Here is an 18,331-nt window from a genome sequence, read left to right as displayed (position 1 = left end):
CCAAATCTAAATAGAAAAAGAAAAAAATCACACAGTCGCCAGAGAACTTACTTTGCTAACATGATGATAGGCATTTATATAAGCTTTTGGTGATTGCCCAACCACACTTTTGAAAGCCCGGTTAAAATTTGTCAAGCTATTAAATCCCACTTGATATGCAACGCCAGATATACGGTCCTTATGTTTCCCTGTCAGTAAGCTTTTGCAGGCATCATTAATTCTGATTTCATTAAGAAAGGTAACAAAAGTATTTCCGGTATGTTTTTTAAAATAACGGCAGAAAGCCTGAGGTGTCATATGTGCCTCATTTGCAACATCCTCTAAAGTAATCTGACTATTAAAATTTTGCATGATATAATTGATAATAGCATCAAACCGAACTCCTTCATTCGCATTAAGATCAGACGAATACACATCGGTACTTAATGGTAACAAATGAGGTGACATTTCTTTCAATTGGTTCAATAAGCTTAGTAACTGTAACAGCACATCCACACCGCTAGCATTGTGAAGTTGTAGCATTAGATTTGCAATTTCGACCGTATACCTGCCCGGTATCTGAAAGCCTTGTTTATTCTGATTTAAGAAAGAACGTAACACATGCATCTCTGGCAATTGGAATAAACCCGATAATATACCCGAAAGGTTAAAATATAATGAACATGCTTTCACTTTTAACCGATCTTTCATTGTGAAATATTCCGGATTGGATTTAAATACATGAGGGACATTTGCTCCAATTAGAAAAATATCTCCTGAACGAAAACTATGCATATTATTTCCAACCAGTAAAGTTCCTTCACCTTGTTCTACCCAAATAATTTCGTATTCATTATGATGATGCATATGCTGATAGAAATGTGGCAATTCAACTCTTTCCGATAGCATACTCTTACCATCAGGTATAAGCAAAGTAAATGGAAGTACTTTCATATTAATTGATCTTATTGGTGGTTTAGTTGGTGATTAAATTCCCTATTTACAATCACATGTTGCACATTATTCCTCTTTATAATTTCTATCGACTTATCACGTCACTAAACTAAAGAATAAAAAAAATGTATTGACAATGCTAAAAATAGCACTAAAAAACATGCAACATGTTTAATATATACCGTTGTTGAATAATGAACATATTTCCATTCTTCAAAACCACCATTTCGCTTTCACAAAAAGAAATCAGAATTTAAGCAGTCTTTCCCACATATCCATTTCTAAATCTGCTGCGGTATTCGCTCGGGCTGCATTTATATCTTTTTTTAAAGGCTGTAGCAAAATATTGAGAACTAGTAAAACCACAAGAATAACCAAGGTTGGTTACGTGTTCTTCCTCCTGATCAATCAGCATTTTTGCCGCAGTTTCCAATCTGATATTAATTAAATAATTGACAGGAGTCATATTTGTTAAATGCTTACAATATTTAGAAAGACTCGTTTTTCCAAGTCCACAGTGTTCTGCCATATCTTCAAGTGTCCATGATTTTTCAAAATCGGTACGCAAATGGTTTAAAAAGATTTCAACAGTTCTTAGATTATGTGTTAACGATTGGTCAAACTCAATATCACCCTTTTTAAAAAGACTTAATATTTCCAGCAGTAAGCTGTTGATTAAGATATTAAGCCTAGACTGCGGAATTTCTATTTCCGCATGATCCAGGCACTTCCCTATCTCAATAAAACATTCTTGTATTTTCTTATCCGATTGCCAAACCCTAACATCATTCTCACGTAAGATTTTTGTCAGATATTCTAAATCTTCTTTTGAAAGAATGATCCAGTCAGGCCACTTCCATTCTTGATGAGGCTGTCTCACACCAACATCAATAATAATCCAGTATTGTTTACCTATCGTTACGATCGGATTACCGACCTTATGCAATTGCCACGGTTTAGTTATTGTTAAGCTACCGGGGTGAAGATGAACAGTTTCATTTTCAGTAGAAAAATATAAACTACCAGACTCCATAAACGAAAATTCTATTCCTTCATTCCTATGCCAGTCCAATCCCCAGTTCTGATCAGTTTTAGCATCCCAATAACCCATACTATAAATTCCCGGCAAAATAGCATCTGGTAATTCCAGTCCTGGATAATCATATCGACTAAGACCTTTCATCTGCACAACCCCGTTCTTCGAAGCATGAATTAAAGGTTCACAACGATCAGGCTGATAGTAATCATAAAAATTCTTTACTTGCTTTTTTCTCATAAATTAATTCAATTGGCGTCGATCTTCTAATTTAATGATCATTTGACCATCATTCCAAAAATGCGACGATAATTTTACACATCGTCACTTAAAAAACAATTAAAGGAATATAAATTAAGGGGTGTCTATTAAAAATAATAGACACCCCTTATTAAACATTTATATAAGAAAATATACTAATCCAATCCAATCAATTTTCTATTGTATGCTTCATCACTCCCTGTTGAAGCAAAATCGTCAAAAGCTTTATCCGTTACGTGAATAATGTGATCGGCAATAAATTTAGCACCTTCTATTGCACCATCCTCAGGATGTTTAAGTGCACATTCCCACTCCATCACAGCCCATCCTTTGTAATCATAAGCTGCTAGTTTACTGAATATCGATTTAAAATCCACCTGTCCATCACCAAGCGAACGAAAACGACCTGCACGATCTATCCAGTTGGAATATCCGCCGTATACACCCTGCTTACCTGTAGGATTAAACTCAGCATCTTTGACATGAAACATCTTAATACGCTCATGATAATGATCGATATAAGACAGGTAATCCATTGCTTGTAAAACAAAGTGTGAAGGATCATACAATAAACAGGCCCTCGCATGGTTACTTACCTTTTCAAGAAAACGCTCATAACTTACACCATCATGTAAATCTTCTCCAGGATGGATTTCATAACAAAGATCAATCCCGTGATCCTCGTAAACATTTAAGATTGGAAGCCAACGCTTTGCCAATTCATTAAAACCGGTTTCAACTAATCCCGTAGGACGCTGAGGCCAGGGATAAACTGTATGCCATAACAAAGCACCACTGAAGGTCGCAACGGCATCTAAACCCATATGCTGAGAAGCCTTAGCGGCATATTTCACCTGCTCTACTGCCCATTCTGTTCTTGCCTTAGGATTTTTATGATACTTTTCCGGAGCAAAACCATCAAACTGATCATCATATACCGGATGTACTGCAACCAATTGTCCTTGGAGATGTGTACTCAACTCTGTTACTTCGAGTCCATAGCTATTGACAATACCTTTTATCTCTTGTGCATAATCCTTACTTTCAGCTGCAAGTTGTAAGTCAAAATAAGAAGTTGCCCAAGTTGGTATCTGCACGCCTCTAAATCCAATCTTTTGCGCCCACTGACAAATGGATTCTAAATTATCAAATGGAGGATTTTCTCCCAAAAATTGGGCTAAAAATATACCAGGTCCTTTAAGTGTTTGCATTTTTTAATTATTTATTTCAAAAACAGTCCATTTTTCATTACTATCACCACTTTTAATAACGGTATCAATAAAAGCCATTCCTCTGATGCCATCATCGACCGAAGGAAAATCCCATAAATCAGAAGAACTCTCACCATCCAATCGCGCCGATAAAGTTAAAGAGAAACTACGATACAAATTTGCAAACGCCTCGAGATACCCCTCTGGATGTCCGGCAGGTGTTCTGCAATTAAACTTCGCAATATCAGAAAGAAAACCATTTGTTCCTGCCCGATACGTTTGGGTGGGTTCTGTATGCCATTTTACAAGTAAAGTGTTGGGCTCCATCTGAGCCCATTCAATTCCGCCTTTTTCACCATATATACGAATCTTTAATGCATTTTCTTCACCTGCAGCGACCTGAGAAGCCATAAGTACACCAGCGGCACCATTGTCAAATTTCAACAAAACATTTCCATCATCTTCCAATCTTCGTCCCTCTACCATCGTATTCAGATCTGCACAAAGATGTGATATTTTCAAACCAGAAATATACTCCGCTAAATGTGCTGCATGGGTACCGATATCACCCATAGCTCCACTTTTCCCTGATTTTGTCGGGTCAGTTCGCCAAGCGGCACCTGCATTACCTTCACGTTCGGTGAGTGTACTTAGCCATCCTTGCGGATATTCCACATATATTTTACGGATTTTACCAAAAGCATTATCTTCAACCATCTGCTTAGCCTGCTTTACCATAGGGTATCCAGAATAAGTATGTGTCAACATCAGAAGCAAGCCTGTTTCTTCTACCTTCTTTTTCAACTGTAGAGCTTCGTCTAGACTAAAAGTTATCGGTTTTTCAATAACGACATGGAAGCCATTATCCAATGCCAACATAGCAGGGGCGAAATGCGCAAAATTAGGTGTCACGATTGTCACAAAATCCATACGTTCATCAGCAGGTAATTGCCGCTCCTTCTCAATCATTTCTTCAAAATTGAGATAAGTTCGGTTTTCAGGAAGAAATAACGCTTTTCCGCTCTCCTTAGCTATTTCAGGATTAATACTTAAAGCTCCGCAAACGACCTCTACTAATCCGTCCATATGAGCCGCAATTCGATGTATTGCACCGATGAAAGCATCCTTGCCTCCACCGACCATTCCCATTCGTAGTTTTCTATTCATTTTATTGGTTTAATATTTTTTGATGTATTGATACTATTTCTACTTTTAATTTTCAACAGATACTATTTTACCCCAGGTTTATTTTCATTTCTGAAAGACAATTTTTCACAGCCTCTACAAAGTAAATGATGGTTTTGATTGATTAAACAAACTAATAAAAATAAAGATACCGCTAAACAGCATGTAATTAATTCATTATATTAATAGAAAACAGGCAAATATTAACCTAAATAAATTTCAACAAATAAGTTACAAACCTAAAGATGGGCTTTAAATAAGTTTGAACGCATTATTGCAACACGATCTCACAAGAATGTTCATATAACATTAGTTTGGGGTAATATTGAGTCAGATTCTCCAGTTTCATCTGATTAAATTTGATTAAACCAGTGATTTATAAAAGTCACCAATTATAAACAAGCAAACCAATTGCGTATCACACGCAAGTACTAACAACTCGTAAATATGTATCGAAGACCTATTTATTCTATGCTCGTGATCTTCGCTTGTATATATATGATACAGGCATGCCATAGACCGTCATCAAATCAGATGAGTGAAGAACCTATACCTGACAGTATCAGCTATAATTTTCATGTCAGACCTATTCTTTCCGATAAATGCTTTGCCTGTCATGGTCCCGATGCAAATAAACGCGATGCAGATTTACGCCTCGATATACCTGAAGAAGCCTATAAAGCATTAAAGAGTAATGCCGCAGCGCACGGTATTGTACCATTTGAACCAAAAAATTCTGAAGTATTTTTGAGAATCTCATCAAAAGACACATCTTATATAATGCCACCCATAGCTACAAACCTCACTTTAACCGCAACAGAAATCGCTATTATTGAGAAGTGGATCAAACAAGGTGCTAAATATGAAAAACATTGGGCCTTCACAGCACCCAAAAAGCCTGCGGTTCCCAAAGTAAAAAACACAACATGGGTAAAAAATGAAATCGATTATTTTGTACTTGATAAACTGGAACATAAAAAAATAGCACCAAATCCCGAAGCCGACAAAGAACGATTACTTAGAAGAGTTAGTTTGGATATTACGGGGCTACCTCCATCACTGCAGATGATGGATAAATTTATGGCAGACAACAGTCCCAATGCCTACGAAAAGGTAATAGAAACCCTACTGGCAAGCCCTGCTTATGGAGAACGGATGGCTTTACACTGGATGGATGTTTCCAGATATGCAGATTCGCACGGTTACCAAGACGACAATTACCGTAGCCAGTGGCCATGGAGAGACTGGGTTATTCACGCTTTTAACAACAATACTCCTTATAATAAATTTATCAGCTGGCAACTCGCGGGCGACCTGATGCCTCAATCCTCTAAAGAACAGCTTTTAGCAACAGCTTTTAACCGAAACCATAAAATAACAGAAGAAGGTGGTGTAATCGATGAAGAATACCGTGTAGAGTATGTAAAAGATCGAACAAATACACTTGGAAAAGCAATCTTAGGAATCACCTTAGAGTGTGCACAGTGTCATGATCATAAATATGATCCCTTCTCACAAAAAGAATATTTTCAAATGACCGCTTTCTTCAATAATGTCAAAGAAGTGGGACTCGAATCAACGGTTGGTGGGCCGGAGACATTCGCTAAAAAACCATTCATGGAAATCAGTAATGCTGATGTCCAAGACATCCTAAAGTTTGTCAACAAACAAGATACCAATAAGTTGATCGTATCTGTGATGGGTGATCAAGACACCCTCCGTAAAACCTACGTACTCAACAGAGGTGTGTATGATGCCCACGGAGAAGTCGTACAGGCAAGCACCCCTAAGTCAGTATTGGGATTTAGTGAAAAATACCCTAAAAACAGACTTGGTTTAACACAATGGTTATTTGATAAACAAAATCCATTGACCTCCCGTGTATTTGTTAATCAGGTATGGCAGGAATATTTTGGAAGAGGTCTGGTCAAAACATCAGGCGATTTTGGGATGCAGGGAGAATTACCTTCACATCCAGAATTATTAGATTGGCTAGCAGTTGATTTTATGAATCATGGCTGGGACATCAAGCGACTAGTCAAACAGATCGTCCTCTCAGCAACATATAGACAATCTGCGGTGATAGATCCTGACAAATTCAACGTTGACCCCGACAACATTTTTCTTGCTCGTGCTCCCCGTTACCGTATTCCGGCAGAACATGTCCGTGATGTCGTCTTATCCAGTAGCGGATTGTTGGTTCCAACCATCGGTGGTCCAAGTGTCAAACCCTATCAGCCGGCAGGGCTATGGGAAGCGGCCACATCAGGTCGTGGATTATTGGCCTCATACCGACAAGACCACCAGGCGAGTTTATACAGAAGAGGTTTATATACATTCATAAAAAGAACGGTACCACCTCCAGTGATGGCCATTTTCGATGCCAGTAATAGAGATCAATGTGAAGTTAAGCGACTGAATACCAACACTCCTCTTCAAGCACTTGCGATGTTGAATGATCCAACCGTACTTGAAGCTTCTCGCGTACTGGCCGCTCGCTTACTACAAGACAAAGGAACTCCGGAGACCAAAATAATAACCGCATTTCGTCGCATAGTCTGCCGTAAACCCAAGGAACAAGAAATAAAACGATTAACAACTTATTATGCCGACCAGTTAAATGCATTCAAACAAAAAGCAAATGCTGATAAAGTCTTGGCCGTCGGAGAGTTTCCTATAGATCAGAAAGTCAATAAGACACAACTTGCGGCGTTAATGGGCGTAATTACCATTATATACAATTTAGAAGAAACCATTACAAAATCCTAAATTATGGACAAAAATATTTTAGAACATGGTCTTAATTTCAATAGACGTCGATTCCTTTCAAAGCTAAGTTTAGGCTTAGGCAGTGTAGCATTAGGGTCTTTGCTCATTCCCGATCTATTTGAAGGAGGCTTTGAGCAAGCAGGACTTCCCTCGGGTATTCCAGATTTTGCTCCTAAAGCAAAGCGTGTAATTTATCTCTTTCAGAATGGGGCTCCATCACAACTCGAATCTTTCGATTATAAACCCAAACTCAGAGAAATGATGGGGCAAGAGCTGCCTGAATCCATACGGGGAGCACAAAGGCTTACAGGCATGACTGCCAATCAGGCGTCATTCCCTTTAGTAGGTTCTTATTATGATTTCAAGCAATATGGGGAATCGCGTGCATGGATCAGCGATTTATTCCCACATACAGCAAAAGTCGTTGATGATATTTGCATCATTAAATCTATGTTCACAGAAGCGATCAATCATGATCCCGCACTGACATTTTTTCAAAGTGGTGCACAGCAAGGAAACAGGCCCAGTATGGGTGCTTGGCTTAGTTATGGTCTGGGAAGTGAAAATAAAAACCTCCCGGCGTACACCGTATTATTATCAAGGGGAAAGGGTAATGGTCAGGGTGTTTACTCCAAATTATGGAGCAACGGTTTTCTAGACTCGACCCATCAGGGCGTACAGTTCAGCAGTGGTGAAGATCCTGTGCTTTATCTAAAAGACCCTGATGGCTTAAATCGCTTCGAACGCAGAAAAATGCTTGATCAATTAGCCGAAATGAATGATCTCTCCTATCAGGAATTTGGTGATCCAGAGATCAATGCCAAAGTACAGCAATATGAAATGGCCTACCGGATGCAGACCGCGGTTCCAGAAGTCACCGATCTTTCTAAAGAACCCGATGATATCATCAAACTGTATGGCGCAGACTGCCTTAATCCCGGTACTTTTGCGGCCAATTGCCTACTTGCCAGAAAACTTAGTGAAAACGGAGTTCGTTTTGTTCAACTTTATCATCAAGGATGGGATCAACATGGTAACCTCCCCTCAGAAATGGCAGGTCAGGCAAAAGATGTAGACCAAGCATCGGCGGCGTTAATTACAGATCTCAAACAGAGAGGTTTATTGGATGAAACACTCGTCATCTGGGGAGGAGAATTTGGACGTACCAATTATAGTCAAGGCGCGATGACCAAAGATAATTATGGCCGTGATCACCATCCCCGCTGTTTCAGTATCTGGATGGCAGGTGGAGGAGTTAAACCAGGAATTGTATACGGTGAATCTGATGAATTAGGGTACAACATCATCAAAGACCCTGTCCATGTGCATGACTTTCATGCCACAATCCTGCATCAACTTGGATTAAACCATGAAAAACTCACCTATAAACACCTCGGTAGACGGTACAGATTAACCGATGTAGCAGGAAAAGTAATCAATGACATATTAGTATAACCTTATTTTTTATGGAAAGAAGATCATTTATCAAAAATACAGCAACTTTATCTGCAAGTTTTTTCATTATGAAAGACCTGATGGCTAAACCAAAGGGTCCAATATACGGACATCATCACATGCGTTACACCCTTGATAACAAATGGGGACAATTAAATCCGCTCAAAAACCCCGTAAATGACTGCCATGAAATGGTCCAAGATAAAAAAGGGCGTATTATACTATTAACCAATGAAACTAAAAACAATATATTAATTTATAACAAATCGGGTAAATTATTGAGCTCCTGGGGGCATGATTTTCCAGGCGCACATGGATTGACCATCGCCAATGAAGGCAAACAAGAATCGTTATTTATTACTGACACTGATAAACATCAGGTTTTTAAAACAACTTTAGATGGCAACATATTAAAAACCATCGATTATCCTATGGAAACTGGGTTATATAAAAAAAAGGAAGAGTTTGTGCCGACTGAAGTCGCAGTTGCTGACAATGGCGATTTCTATATTGCCGATGGTTATGGCTTGCAGTATGTCTTTCATTATAATGCTGACGGGAAGCTACAGGGCTACTTTGGAGGAAGAGGAAAAGAAGTAAAACATTTAGACAATGCTCATGGGGTTTGCGTAGATAAAAGAAGTGGAAATCCGACCTTACTGGTTACTGACCGCACACGCAACTGCTTTAAACGTTTTGATATGAACGGCAATCTCCTAGAAGTCATCACATTGCCAGGAGCATGTATCTGTCGCGCAGTCATTAAAAATGAAAACCTTTATGCTGCTGTTTTAAGATCTCCTGATCTCAATAAAGCAGACAGTGGTTTCGTCACGATTCTAGACAAAAACAATAAGGTAATATCCAATATTGGAGGTACCGTCCCAGTATATAGCAATGGCACCTTACAGCCCATGGCCCAAGAATTACAAATATTACATAACCCACATGATGTTTGCATCGATGACGACGAAAATATCTACGTAGCACAATGGGCATCAGGAAAAGTATATCCATATAAATTTACACGAGTCTAATTTTTATATGAAAATTACCTTCAAAGGATTTACAGAACATGCATTGTTTGCGCTAAATATTTTTATTATCTTTTTATTAATATTTGGAAAGCAGATCTCGGTACCACTATGGCTCCAATCATTTGGAAGATTGCATCCCATGTTACTACATTTTCCAATCGTGCTATTGCTATTAGTTATGATACTTGAAATTTTTCGTTTCAATAAATCATATGCTACTTTAACTATCTATCACAAATTTACATCGGGACTACTATTGGGCGGTATTTTCTTGGCAACTGTAACTGTTATTATGGGTTTATTACTATCAAAAGAAGATGGTTACAGCGGAAGTACTTTACAGTGGCATAAATGGACCGGAGTAAGTCTTGTCTTTATATCTTCTTTCATTTATTGGATACGGGAAAAATCATGGTACAATTCTCCACTTTCAAAAACGTTTGCCATGCTCACCATTATTTCACTCCTTCTCACTGGTCATTATGGTGCCATATTGACCCATGGCGAAAATTTCGTACTAGCTCCTGTCACACCTGCTCCAGAGAAAGTTTCATTAGAGCAAGCGCTGATCTATCAAGATGTGGTTTTACCTATTTTTACAGCCAAATGCGCCAGTTGCCATAATATGGAAAAGGCAAAAGGAAGTTTAAACCTTACCGATGCGTCATCTATGTTAAGAGGTGGAAAAAACGGAAAACTATTTGTGCCCGGCAATCCCCAAATCAGTCTATTATTGCAACGCCTGCATCTTCCAATTGAAGATGAAAAACGGATGCCCCCAAAAGGAAAGCCCGAGCTTACTGTCACAGAAATAGCAATACTTACACTCTGGATAAAAGGAAATGCGCAATTGGATAAAAAAGTAATCGATTTACCACAGCAAGATTCTTTACGTATTCTGGCTTCTACAACTTTAGCTCCATCAACTTCAATAGCTCAACAATATGATTTTGATGCGGCATCAGAGGCAACGGTCAAAAAACTTAATAATGATTATCGGGTTATTTCCATCTTAGATAAAGGCTCCCCTGCTCTATCAGTTAATATTTATAACAAAACCATTTACAAACCAGAAGCACTAAAAGAATTGACAGAAATAAAAAAACAGATCGTGTTTCTCAACTTAAACGGATTACCTGTCCAAGACGAAGACTTAAAAACGATTAGCTCATTTGAAAATTTACGCAAACTGAATCTCAACTTCACAGCTATTAAAGGCGACGGACTGAAGCATTTACTTCCATTAAAACAGTTAAATACCCTATCACTATCTGGTACAGCAGTAAATTTCAATACCGTGAAGCAACTTGTTGCTATGAAAAACCTAAAAGAGCTATCATTATGGCGAACTGATATAAAGGAAAATGAAATTGGCCAATTGAAACAATTAGCAAAAGGAATTCGCATTATTACAGGCTTTAAAGACGACGGAAAGAGTCCCATAAAGCTAAACCAGCCACATTTAAGTACAACCGTTTCTATTTTCAAAAATAGAATACCATTACAGATTAAACACCCCATCAACGGTGTAGAGATCAGGTATACAACCGATGGAACCGAACCCGATAGTTTAAAGTCACCTCTTTACGACAAAGAAATTGAAATTAAAGAGTCCATTACATTAAAAACTAAAGCATATAAAACCGGATGGTACGGTAGTGATGTCTTGACTTTTAACTTTTATCAAAGTCGCTACAGTCCCGACAGTATTGCATTTATAGTAGCGCCAAGTGAAAAATATAAAGGTGACGGACCGAAGACGTTGACAGATTTACAACTCGGCAGCTTTGACATCCAGAATGGCAAATGGATCGGTTACAATGAAAACATGGCACTAATGCTATTTTTCAAAGAACAGCTACCCCTAAAATCTATATCGATCAACATGATGAAAAAAATCCCGACACATATCCTTCCCCCACAGGAACTTGAAGTATGGGGTGGTACTAACGAAAAAAACATGCGCTTATTGCAACGTGTAAAAAATCCAATGCCACAAAAAGATGAAGCAGATGCATTTATCAAGATGGAAGTAAAATTTAAATCGCAACCAATCTCCTGCATCAAAATTGTAGGTAAAAACTTCAAAAAACTACCAGAATGGCACGCCGGAAAAGGACAACCAGCTTGGATATTTATGGATGAAATACTTTTAAACTAATCAATTTAACCTAACTATATGCATCAAATTCAAACATCTAAACTATTTTGGGCAAGTTGTCTCGCTCTTTTAGTCACTTCGCTTTCTTTCGGTATCCGTGCGGGTATGATGGATCAACTCGGCATTGATTTTCAATTAAATGCCACACAGTTGGGAACCATCACAGCTACAGCTTTTTGGGGATTTCCACTTGCCATCGTGATCGGTGGTTTTGTGGTTGACATCATCGGCATGAAACGCCTTTTGGTGATGGCTTTCCTTTTCCATTTGACAGGTATTGTATTGACCATCTTTGCACAAGGGTATTGGACTTTATTTTTCTCCACCCTATTAATTGGCATTGCAAATGGTACGGTTGAAGCCGCTTGTAATCCATTAGTGGCCGCCTTATATCCGCAAGAAAAAACAACTAGGCTCAACTATTTCCATCTCTGGTTTCCTGGAGGTGTTGTGATAGGTACTTTATTGGTCACGCTATTTGTCTATCTAGGTATCGGATGGCAGTTTCAAGTTGGGATGATGTTAATTCCAACGGTCATTTATGGCTATATTTTTTCAAAGCTGGATTTCCCGGTTACAGAACGGGTATCCTCAGGATATTCCACTACAGACATGTACAAAGCAGTAGGCTCTCCTTTATTTCTATTCCTATTTCTATGTATGTTTATGACCGCTATTACAGAACTATTTACCGGTCAATGGATTAGTTTACTGCTTAAAAATGTAACCGACAACGCCATTTTATTACTTACCATCACCACCGGAATTATGGTAATAGGCCGAGCTTTTGCAAAACCAATTGTTCAAAAACTTGCCCCTCAAGGTGTACTCCTTTTTTCAGCAATCTTTGCCGCAGCAGGTTTATATATGCTTGGTAGCTTTACAGGTAACGCTGTTTTCTTTGCAGCAATTATTTTTGGTATCGGTGTTTGTTACTTCTGGCCAACGATGATTGGTTTTGTTGCTGAAAATATTCCACAATCTGGAGCTTTGGGTTTAAATCTTATCGGTGGAGCTGGCATGTTTGCCGTTTCCATCTATACGATGATCATGGGCAGTTATTATGACGGATTAATCATCAAGCATCTACCCATTGGCTCCAATCTCGATCTGTATAGTTCAGCAACAGAAGGAACGGCAGAAGCTTTGGCATACACAACAGCTAAAAACCTAGCTGGCCCCGAAGTATTACAGATCACGTTAATCCTTCCTATCTTATTGATCTTTGCTTTTGGAGGATTATACCTTTACATGAAAAAAAAGAAAGAAGTGGTGCCTATAGGCAGTGTAGTGAATTAAAAAGTTGAATAAAACGCAAAGACTATAGCTATCAATAGCCCTTATATTTTATCAATTTAAAGCTAAAATATAGCTGATCATCGTTTCATATAAAACGTCATATACTTAAAAAACCAATTCATAGTTGACCATACATGACCGTATTTAATGACAACATTTCCGGTCGTTTCATCTTGTTTTACGTTTATTTTTTATATATATTTGAGTTAAACCGAACGGCATAACAAACTGGTTTCTACAGCACTATTTGTTCCTCGTTTATACAATTAAACCTAATTATAAAACCATAATGAAGCATCTAAAAAGCATTATATGTTTAATGACAATAGGCATATTGCTATCAAATGTATCTCCATCGGCTGGTCAAAGCAAAAAGAAAACAGTCAAAAAACCTCTAGTTGTATTTGTAACGGGCGACCACGAATACAGTGGCGAAGAAACCCTGCCTATGCTAGCTGCCGAACTTGAGAAAAACTATGGCATGCGAACTTTGGTACTAAAAGCAAGTCCTGACTATAATTCAGAAGAAAATATCCCGGGACTAGAAGCACTAAAAGATGCCGATCTAGCTATTTTCTACCTTCGTTGGAGACGATTACCTGCCGATCAAGTTAAACATATCGACGATTATTTAAAATCCGGAAAGCCGGTTATTGGCTTCAGAACCAGCACACATGCTTTTAATTATCCCAGTGGACATCCCTTAGAGAAATGGAATGCTTTTGGTGAATTCGCTTTAGGAGGTCCTCCGGGATGGGGAAAAGGTGGTCATACCCATTACGGTCATAATTCCAGTACCGATGTATCCATTATTCCCACACAAAGTAAAAATCCGATCTTAACAGGAGTAGATCCAAACTTTCATGTACGCTCCTGGTTGTATCATGTAGTACCCGATTATCCTTCAAAAGGATCAACTTGGTTATTAATGGGGAAAGCTGTAGATCCAGATAAAAAAGCAGTTGAAAACCCTGTGGCTTGGACCTGGCAAACCGCCGCCGGAGGAAAAGTTTTCACCACGACACTCGGTCATCCCGATGATTTTAATGTAGCAAGTTTTCAGCGGTTACTGATTAATGCCATACATTGGACGTTAGGAAAACCTGTGCCAAAAAAATGGGCAGGAAAAATAAATATCAATGTTCCGTACAGACAATAAGAGCATCAATACACACGATATATTTTATCCGAAACATTATATACCCTATGGAATTATCAATACATAACTGGATGCGATCCGAAACAATAGAAACAACAATTCGCAGAGCCTCCAGTTTAGGCTATACTAAAATTGAAATTGCTGGCAGTCCAGAACATTATGACACGAAAGAGGTCAGAAGACTTTTAAAACAATATGGATTATCCTGCTGGGGCTCTGTCACATTGATGTTAGGAGATCGAAATTTACTGGCTAAAGATGAAGCTCAGCGCTCCAAATCCATACAATATGTCAAAGATGTGGCGCGCATGGTTAAGGAACTCGATGGTCACATGATCTCTGTGGTGCCCGGTACGGTGGGTAAAATCATACCCGATGGCAGACCCGAAGAAGAATGGCAATGGGCCGTTGACTCGCTACAAGACGTATATCAATACACACAGTCATCAGGCATATTGATCGGTATTGAACCAATCAATAGATTTGAAACTTATTTCGTTAACAGGGGTGATCAAGCGCTAGCACTTGCTGCAGCCGTAGGTCCAGACTGCGGTGTATGTCTAGATACGTTTCATATGAACATCGAAGAAGATGATCTCTATGAAGCGATCAAAAGAGCCAAAGGAAAACTCGTTGGATTCCATGTTGCCGACAACAATAGGATGGCCCCAGGAATGGGCACGCTGAATTGGAGTAAAATACTTGAAACACTCGATCAGATTGGTTATAACGAAGTGCTGTCTGTAGAATTTTGTTCACCTTTGGACCGCACTCCTGCAAACCCTTACCCCAATTCTATTGATGAGCATCCCGAAAACCTCTCTCCGGAACAAAAGAAATTTCTTGAAGACCATGGCAGTGCGTCAGTTTCAGAAGAGTTTTATACAATGCTCACTCAGAAATCATTCGAAACTTTGTCCAAACTTATTAAGTAGCTGTCATGAAAAATGTTTTAGGCTACAACATCCGAACAGGAGTCAAAGATATAAAATGAGTTTTTCGCAACAACAGCAACAATGCAATTGAATAACTCATCGAACTTGATATCACAGACTAAGGAGCAATCAATATTAAATTTCGGTAAATAGCATTATTTACCCTATTAGAAATAGTAACAATGAAGATAACAAACGTAGAAGCATTCTGGCTTCGATGTCCTATACCAAAAGAAAAACAGCATTTTTCAGATTACGGTCTGCTAACCAATTTCGACATGACGCTCGTAGTCATTACCACTGAAGATGGTCTTCAAGGTTTCGGAGAGGCAAAAGCAGCTGTCGGATCATCTGGAGTATGCGCATCAATAGTAAGCTGCATTGAAAATGAATTAAAACCCATTTTAATTGGTAAAAATGCAAAAAATATAAACCGTCTTTGGGAGGAGATGTACAACGGCACACGCGATCATTATGCACTCACGAGAGGTCGAAGATTCCCCATCCTTGGTCGAAGAGGATTGACTATAGCCGCAATGAGCGGTATCGACACCGCTCTGTGGGATTTAAAAGGTAAAGCGTTGGGAGTACCTGTTATGGACCTACTTGGCGGAGCCTGTCGCGAACAAATGCCTGCGTATGCCAGTGGTGGCTGGGCTCCCGTTGATCACATAGGCGAGCAGCTCAATAGTTATGTCGCTAAAGGATTTAATGCCGTAAAAATGCGTGTCGGTATTATGGATCAAACTGTTCAAAACAGTATTGACCGTGTCAAAGCCGCAAGAAAAGCACTCGGTCCTCACATTAAGCTCATGACAGATGCACACGGTACCTTTAGTGTACCTGAAGCAAAACAGTTTTGTCGAGGAGTAGAAGATTGTAATTTGTACTGGTTTGAAGAACCCATTAATCCCGACAATAGACACGGTACAGCAGAAGTCCGCGCTTCCACTGCAATTCCCATAGCTGCAGGAGAAAGTGAATTTACAAGCTTTGACATCCGCGATTTACTTGAAGTCAGAGCGCTAGATGTTTTACAGCCCGATGCAGCGATTATTGGCGGTATTTCCGAAACCATGCGCGTAGGACACCTAGCAAGTGTTCATCAATTAGAACTTGCTCCGCACTGTTGGGGTTCTGCTTTCTCATTTATGGCAGGGCTCCATGTCGCATTTGCGTCCCAAGCGGCAACAATCATTGAGTTTTCACTTGGAGGCAATCCTATGATGTATGATCTGGTCCAAGAGCAGATTACAGTTACTGATGGCGTCATCGCGGCACCAGTAGCACCAGGGCTGGGACTAACACCCAACTGGAATTTTATTCATGAGTTTAAACAGAAAATCTAACTAACAAAATAAATCAATAGATATGGCACGGGCAATCAAAATCAACCACGTTACACTTATCGTAGATAATCTTGAAAAGGCAGCAGCATTTTATCAAAACGAACTGGGTCTGGAACCCCTTGCTGCCTTTAGATTTGATTACCCTGTGATGTTTTTTAAATTTAATGATGAGCAACAGCTTCATCTCTCGGAATGGGAAGATACGCCTTCATTTCGCGGACATATTTGCGTTCAAGTAGATGATTTTAACAAGATTTTTTTTCGCATGAAAGAACTCCAGCTGATCGATATTACACCCTGGGGGAAAGTAAGAAAATTACCAGATGGTGCCATGCAGCTTTTTCTACGTGACCCAGCAGGCAATCTCGTCGAAATATCATCCGCACCGGGCAGTGAAATTGATCCACTTATTCTAGAAGACGATCTCTATGAGGAAGGTATCTATATTTCCAATAGAAATGATTTCAGGGGATACAAATCTGATGAAGCTACCTTATATCATAAATAAACGCCAATAAAGAGTATTGCGGAATCCCATCATATGACAATCAAAAAAAACGTTTTATTACTGGAAACTATAGCTGAAGAAGCCTTAGTCATGCTGCAAGATCAAGTTAATGTACTGACAGGCTACGACAGTATTTCATTGCAGAAAGCAATTGACAAATACACCATAAACGCCATCATTACCCGTGGAAAGGGTCAGATCAACAAGGCACTATTGGATGCTTGTCCCGCCCTACAGGCGGTCGCCCGATGTGGCGTAGGACTTGATAATATTGATGTACATGAAGCAACTGCTCGCAATATCAGCATCATACATGCTCCTGCATCCAATGCTTCAACAATTGCAGAACATACACTAGCCCTCATGCTTATGCTCACACGCAACCTGTACGAATCCATTCAGCAAGTAAAAAATAACAACTGGAACTGGCGTAACCAATATAACGGAGATGAGCTCCATGGAAAGACCCTTGGTATTATCGGTCTGGGCAATATAGGTCAACGTGTGGCTAAACTAGCTGATGCATTTGGTATGAAGGTCATATATTCAAGCCGATCTACCAAAGATGTTCCTTATCGACAGGTTACACAAACAGAACTCCTGCAACAGGCCGATATTGTCAGTCTCCATCTCCCCTATACTACTGTTATCGGAACCTTATTGGGTGCGCAGGAGCTCAATCTGATGAAACCTACGGCTTTACTCATTAATACAGCCCGAGGAGCATTAATCGATCATGAAGCACTTGTAAAGGCACTAAATACAAACAGCCTTGCAGGTTTTGCTGCCGATGTATTACCAGAAGAACCTCCAAAGCATCCGGACGTACTTGTCGATCATCGACATACACTCATTACTCCGCACTCCGGTAGCCTTACTGCTACGACCTATAGACACATGTGCGTCTATACCATCACCAATGTACTGGCGCTTTTACGGGACGAAAAACCAGAAAGTAGAAGTGTCTATAATTTGAGTGCCCTACAGAGGCAAGCTTAAGGGTATCGCCGATATAAAAAAGGTTAAGTAGCAT

14 protein-coding genes are annotated in these 18,331 nt (G+C 39.3%); 10 read left to right on the top strand and 4 right to left on the bottom strand.

From position 1 onward, the window contains the following. Positions 1-27: 27 nt before the first annotated feature. From FHR29_RS03440 to FHR29_RS03425, 4 genes are all read right to left on the bottom strand, one after another. Positions 28-933: an AraC family transcriptional regulator gene (locus FHR29_RS03440; protein ID WP_183912348.1), complete on the bottom strand. Its 906-nt coding sequence runs from the start codon at positions 931-933 to the stop codon at positions 28-30. Between the two features lie 253 nt (positions 934-1,186). Further along, positions 1,187-2,209: an AraC family transcriptional regulator gene (locus FHR29_RS03435; protein WP_183912346.1), complete on the bottom strand. Its 1,023-nt coding sequence runs from the start codon at positions 2,207-2,209 to the stop codon at positions 1,187-1,189. 176 nt (positions 2,210-2,385) lie between these two features. Further along, positions 2,386-3,441, bottom strand: coding sequence for a sugar phosphate isomerase/epimerase (locus tag FHR29_RS03430; RefSeq protein ID WP_183912344.1), 1,056 nt, complete (start codon positions 3,439-3,441; stop codon positions 2,386-2,388). A gap of 3 nt (positions 3,442-3,444) precedes the next feature. After that, on the bottom strand, positions 3,445-4,608 hold the full coding sequence (locus FHR29_RS03425) for a Gfo/Idh/MocA family protein (protein WP_183912341.1): 1,164 nt from the start codon (positions 4,606-4,608) through the stop codon (positions 3,445-3,447). Between the two features lie 465 nt (positions 4,609-5,073). Here FHR29_RS03425 and FHR29_RS03420 point away from each other — a divergent pair, with 465 nt between their 5' ends. The 10 genes from FHR29_RS03420 to FHR29_RS03375 all read left to right on the top strand — a co-directional run bounded on the left by FHR29_RS03420 (position 5,074) and on the right by FHR29_RS03375 (position 18,297). Beyond that, positions 5,074-7,395, top strand: coding sequence for a PSD1 and planctomycete cytochrome C domain-containing protein (locus FHR29_RS03420; RefSeq protein WP_183912339.1), 2,322 nt, complete (start codon positions 5,074-5,076; stop codon positions 7,393-7,395). 3 nt (positions 7,396-7,398) lie between these two features. After that, positions 7,399-8,850 (top strand): DUF1501 domain-containing protein, encoded by a 1,452-nt coding sequence (locus FHR29_RS03415; RefSeq protein ID WP_183912337.1) that lies wholly within the window; start codon positions 7,399-7,401, stop codon positions 8,848-8,850. An 11-nt stretch (positions 8,851-8,861) separates the two neighbouring features. Further along, a complete protein-coding gene (locus FHR29_RS03410) occupies positions 8,862-9,887 on the top strand; it encodes a 6-bladed beta-propeller (protein WP_183912335.1) in 1,026 nt (341 codons plus the stop codon). A gap of 7 nt (positions 9,888-9,894) precedes the next feature. Next, positions 9,895-12,048 (top strand): FN3 associated domain-containing protein, encoded by a 2,154-nt coding sequence (locus FHR29_RS03405; RefSeq protein WP_183912333.1) that lies wholly within the window; start codon positions 9,895-9,897, stop codon positions 12,046-12,048. 18 nt (positions 12,049-12,066) lie between these two features. Further along, entirely contained in the window at positions 12,067-13,347 is a 1,281-nt protein-coding gene (locus tag FHR29_RS03400) for a sugar MFS transporter (RefSeq protein ID WP_183912331.1), read from the top strand. Between the two features lie 319 nt (positions 13,348-13,666). Further along, positions 13,667-14,506 carry a ThuA domain-containing protein gene (locus FHR29_RS03395; protein ID WP_221197793.1) on the top strand — a complete coding sequence of 280 codons (840 nt, stop codon included), beginning with the start codon at positions 13,667-13,669 and terminating at the stop codon, positions 14,504-14,506. A 47-nt stretch (positions 14,507-14,553) separates the two neighbouring features. Next, a complete protein-coding gene (locus tag FHR29_RS03390) occupies positions 14,554-15,441 on the top strand; it encodes a sugar phosphate isomerase/epimerase (RefSeq protein ID WP_183912327.1) in 888 nt (295 codons plus the stop codon). 182 nt (positions 15,442-15,623) lie between these two features. Next, entirely contained in the window at positions 15,624-16,790 is a 1,167-nt protein-coding gene (locus FHR29_RS03385) for a mandelate racemase/muconate lactonizing enzyme family protein (protein ID WP_183912325.1), read from the top strand. A gap of 22 nt (positions 16,791-16,812) precedes the next feature. After that, a complete protein-coding gene (locus FHR29_RS03380) occupies positions 16,813-17,298 on the top strand; it encodes a VOC family protein (protein ID WP_132773946.1) in 486 nt (161 codons plus the stop codon). A 33-nt stretch (positions 17,299-17,331) separates the two neighbouring features. Further along, entirely contained in the window at positions 17,332-18,297 is a 966-nt protein-coding gene (locus FHR29_RS03375) for a 2-hydroxyacid dehydrogenase (protein ID WP_221197792.1), read from the top strand. Positions 18,298-18,331: the final 34 nt, after the last annotated feature.

It is taken from the genome of Sphingobacterium sp. JUb56, from assembly GCF_014191365.1.
Lineage (GTDB): Bacteria > Bacteroidota > Bacteroidia > Sphingobacteriales > Sphingobacteriaceae > Sphingobacterium > Sphingobacterium anhuiense.
This window is presented reverse-complemented; position numbering and strand designations above follow the sequence as displayed.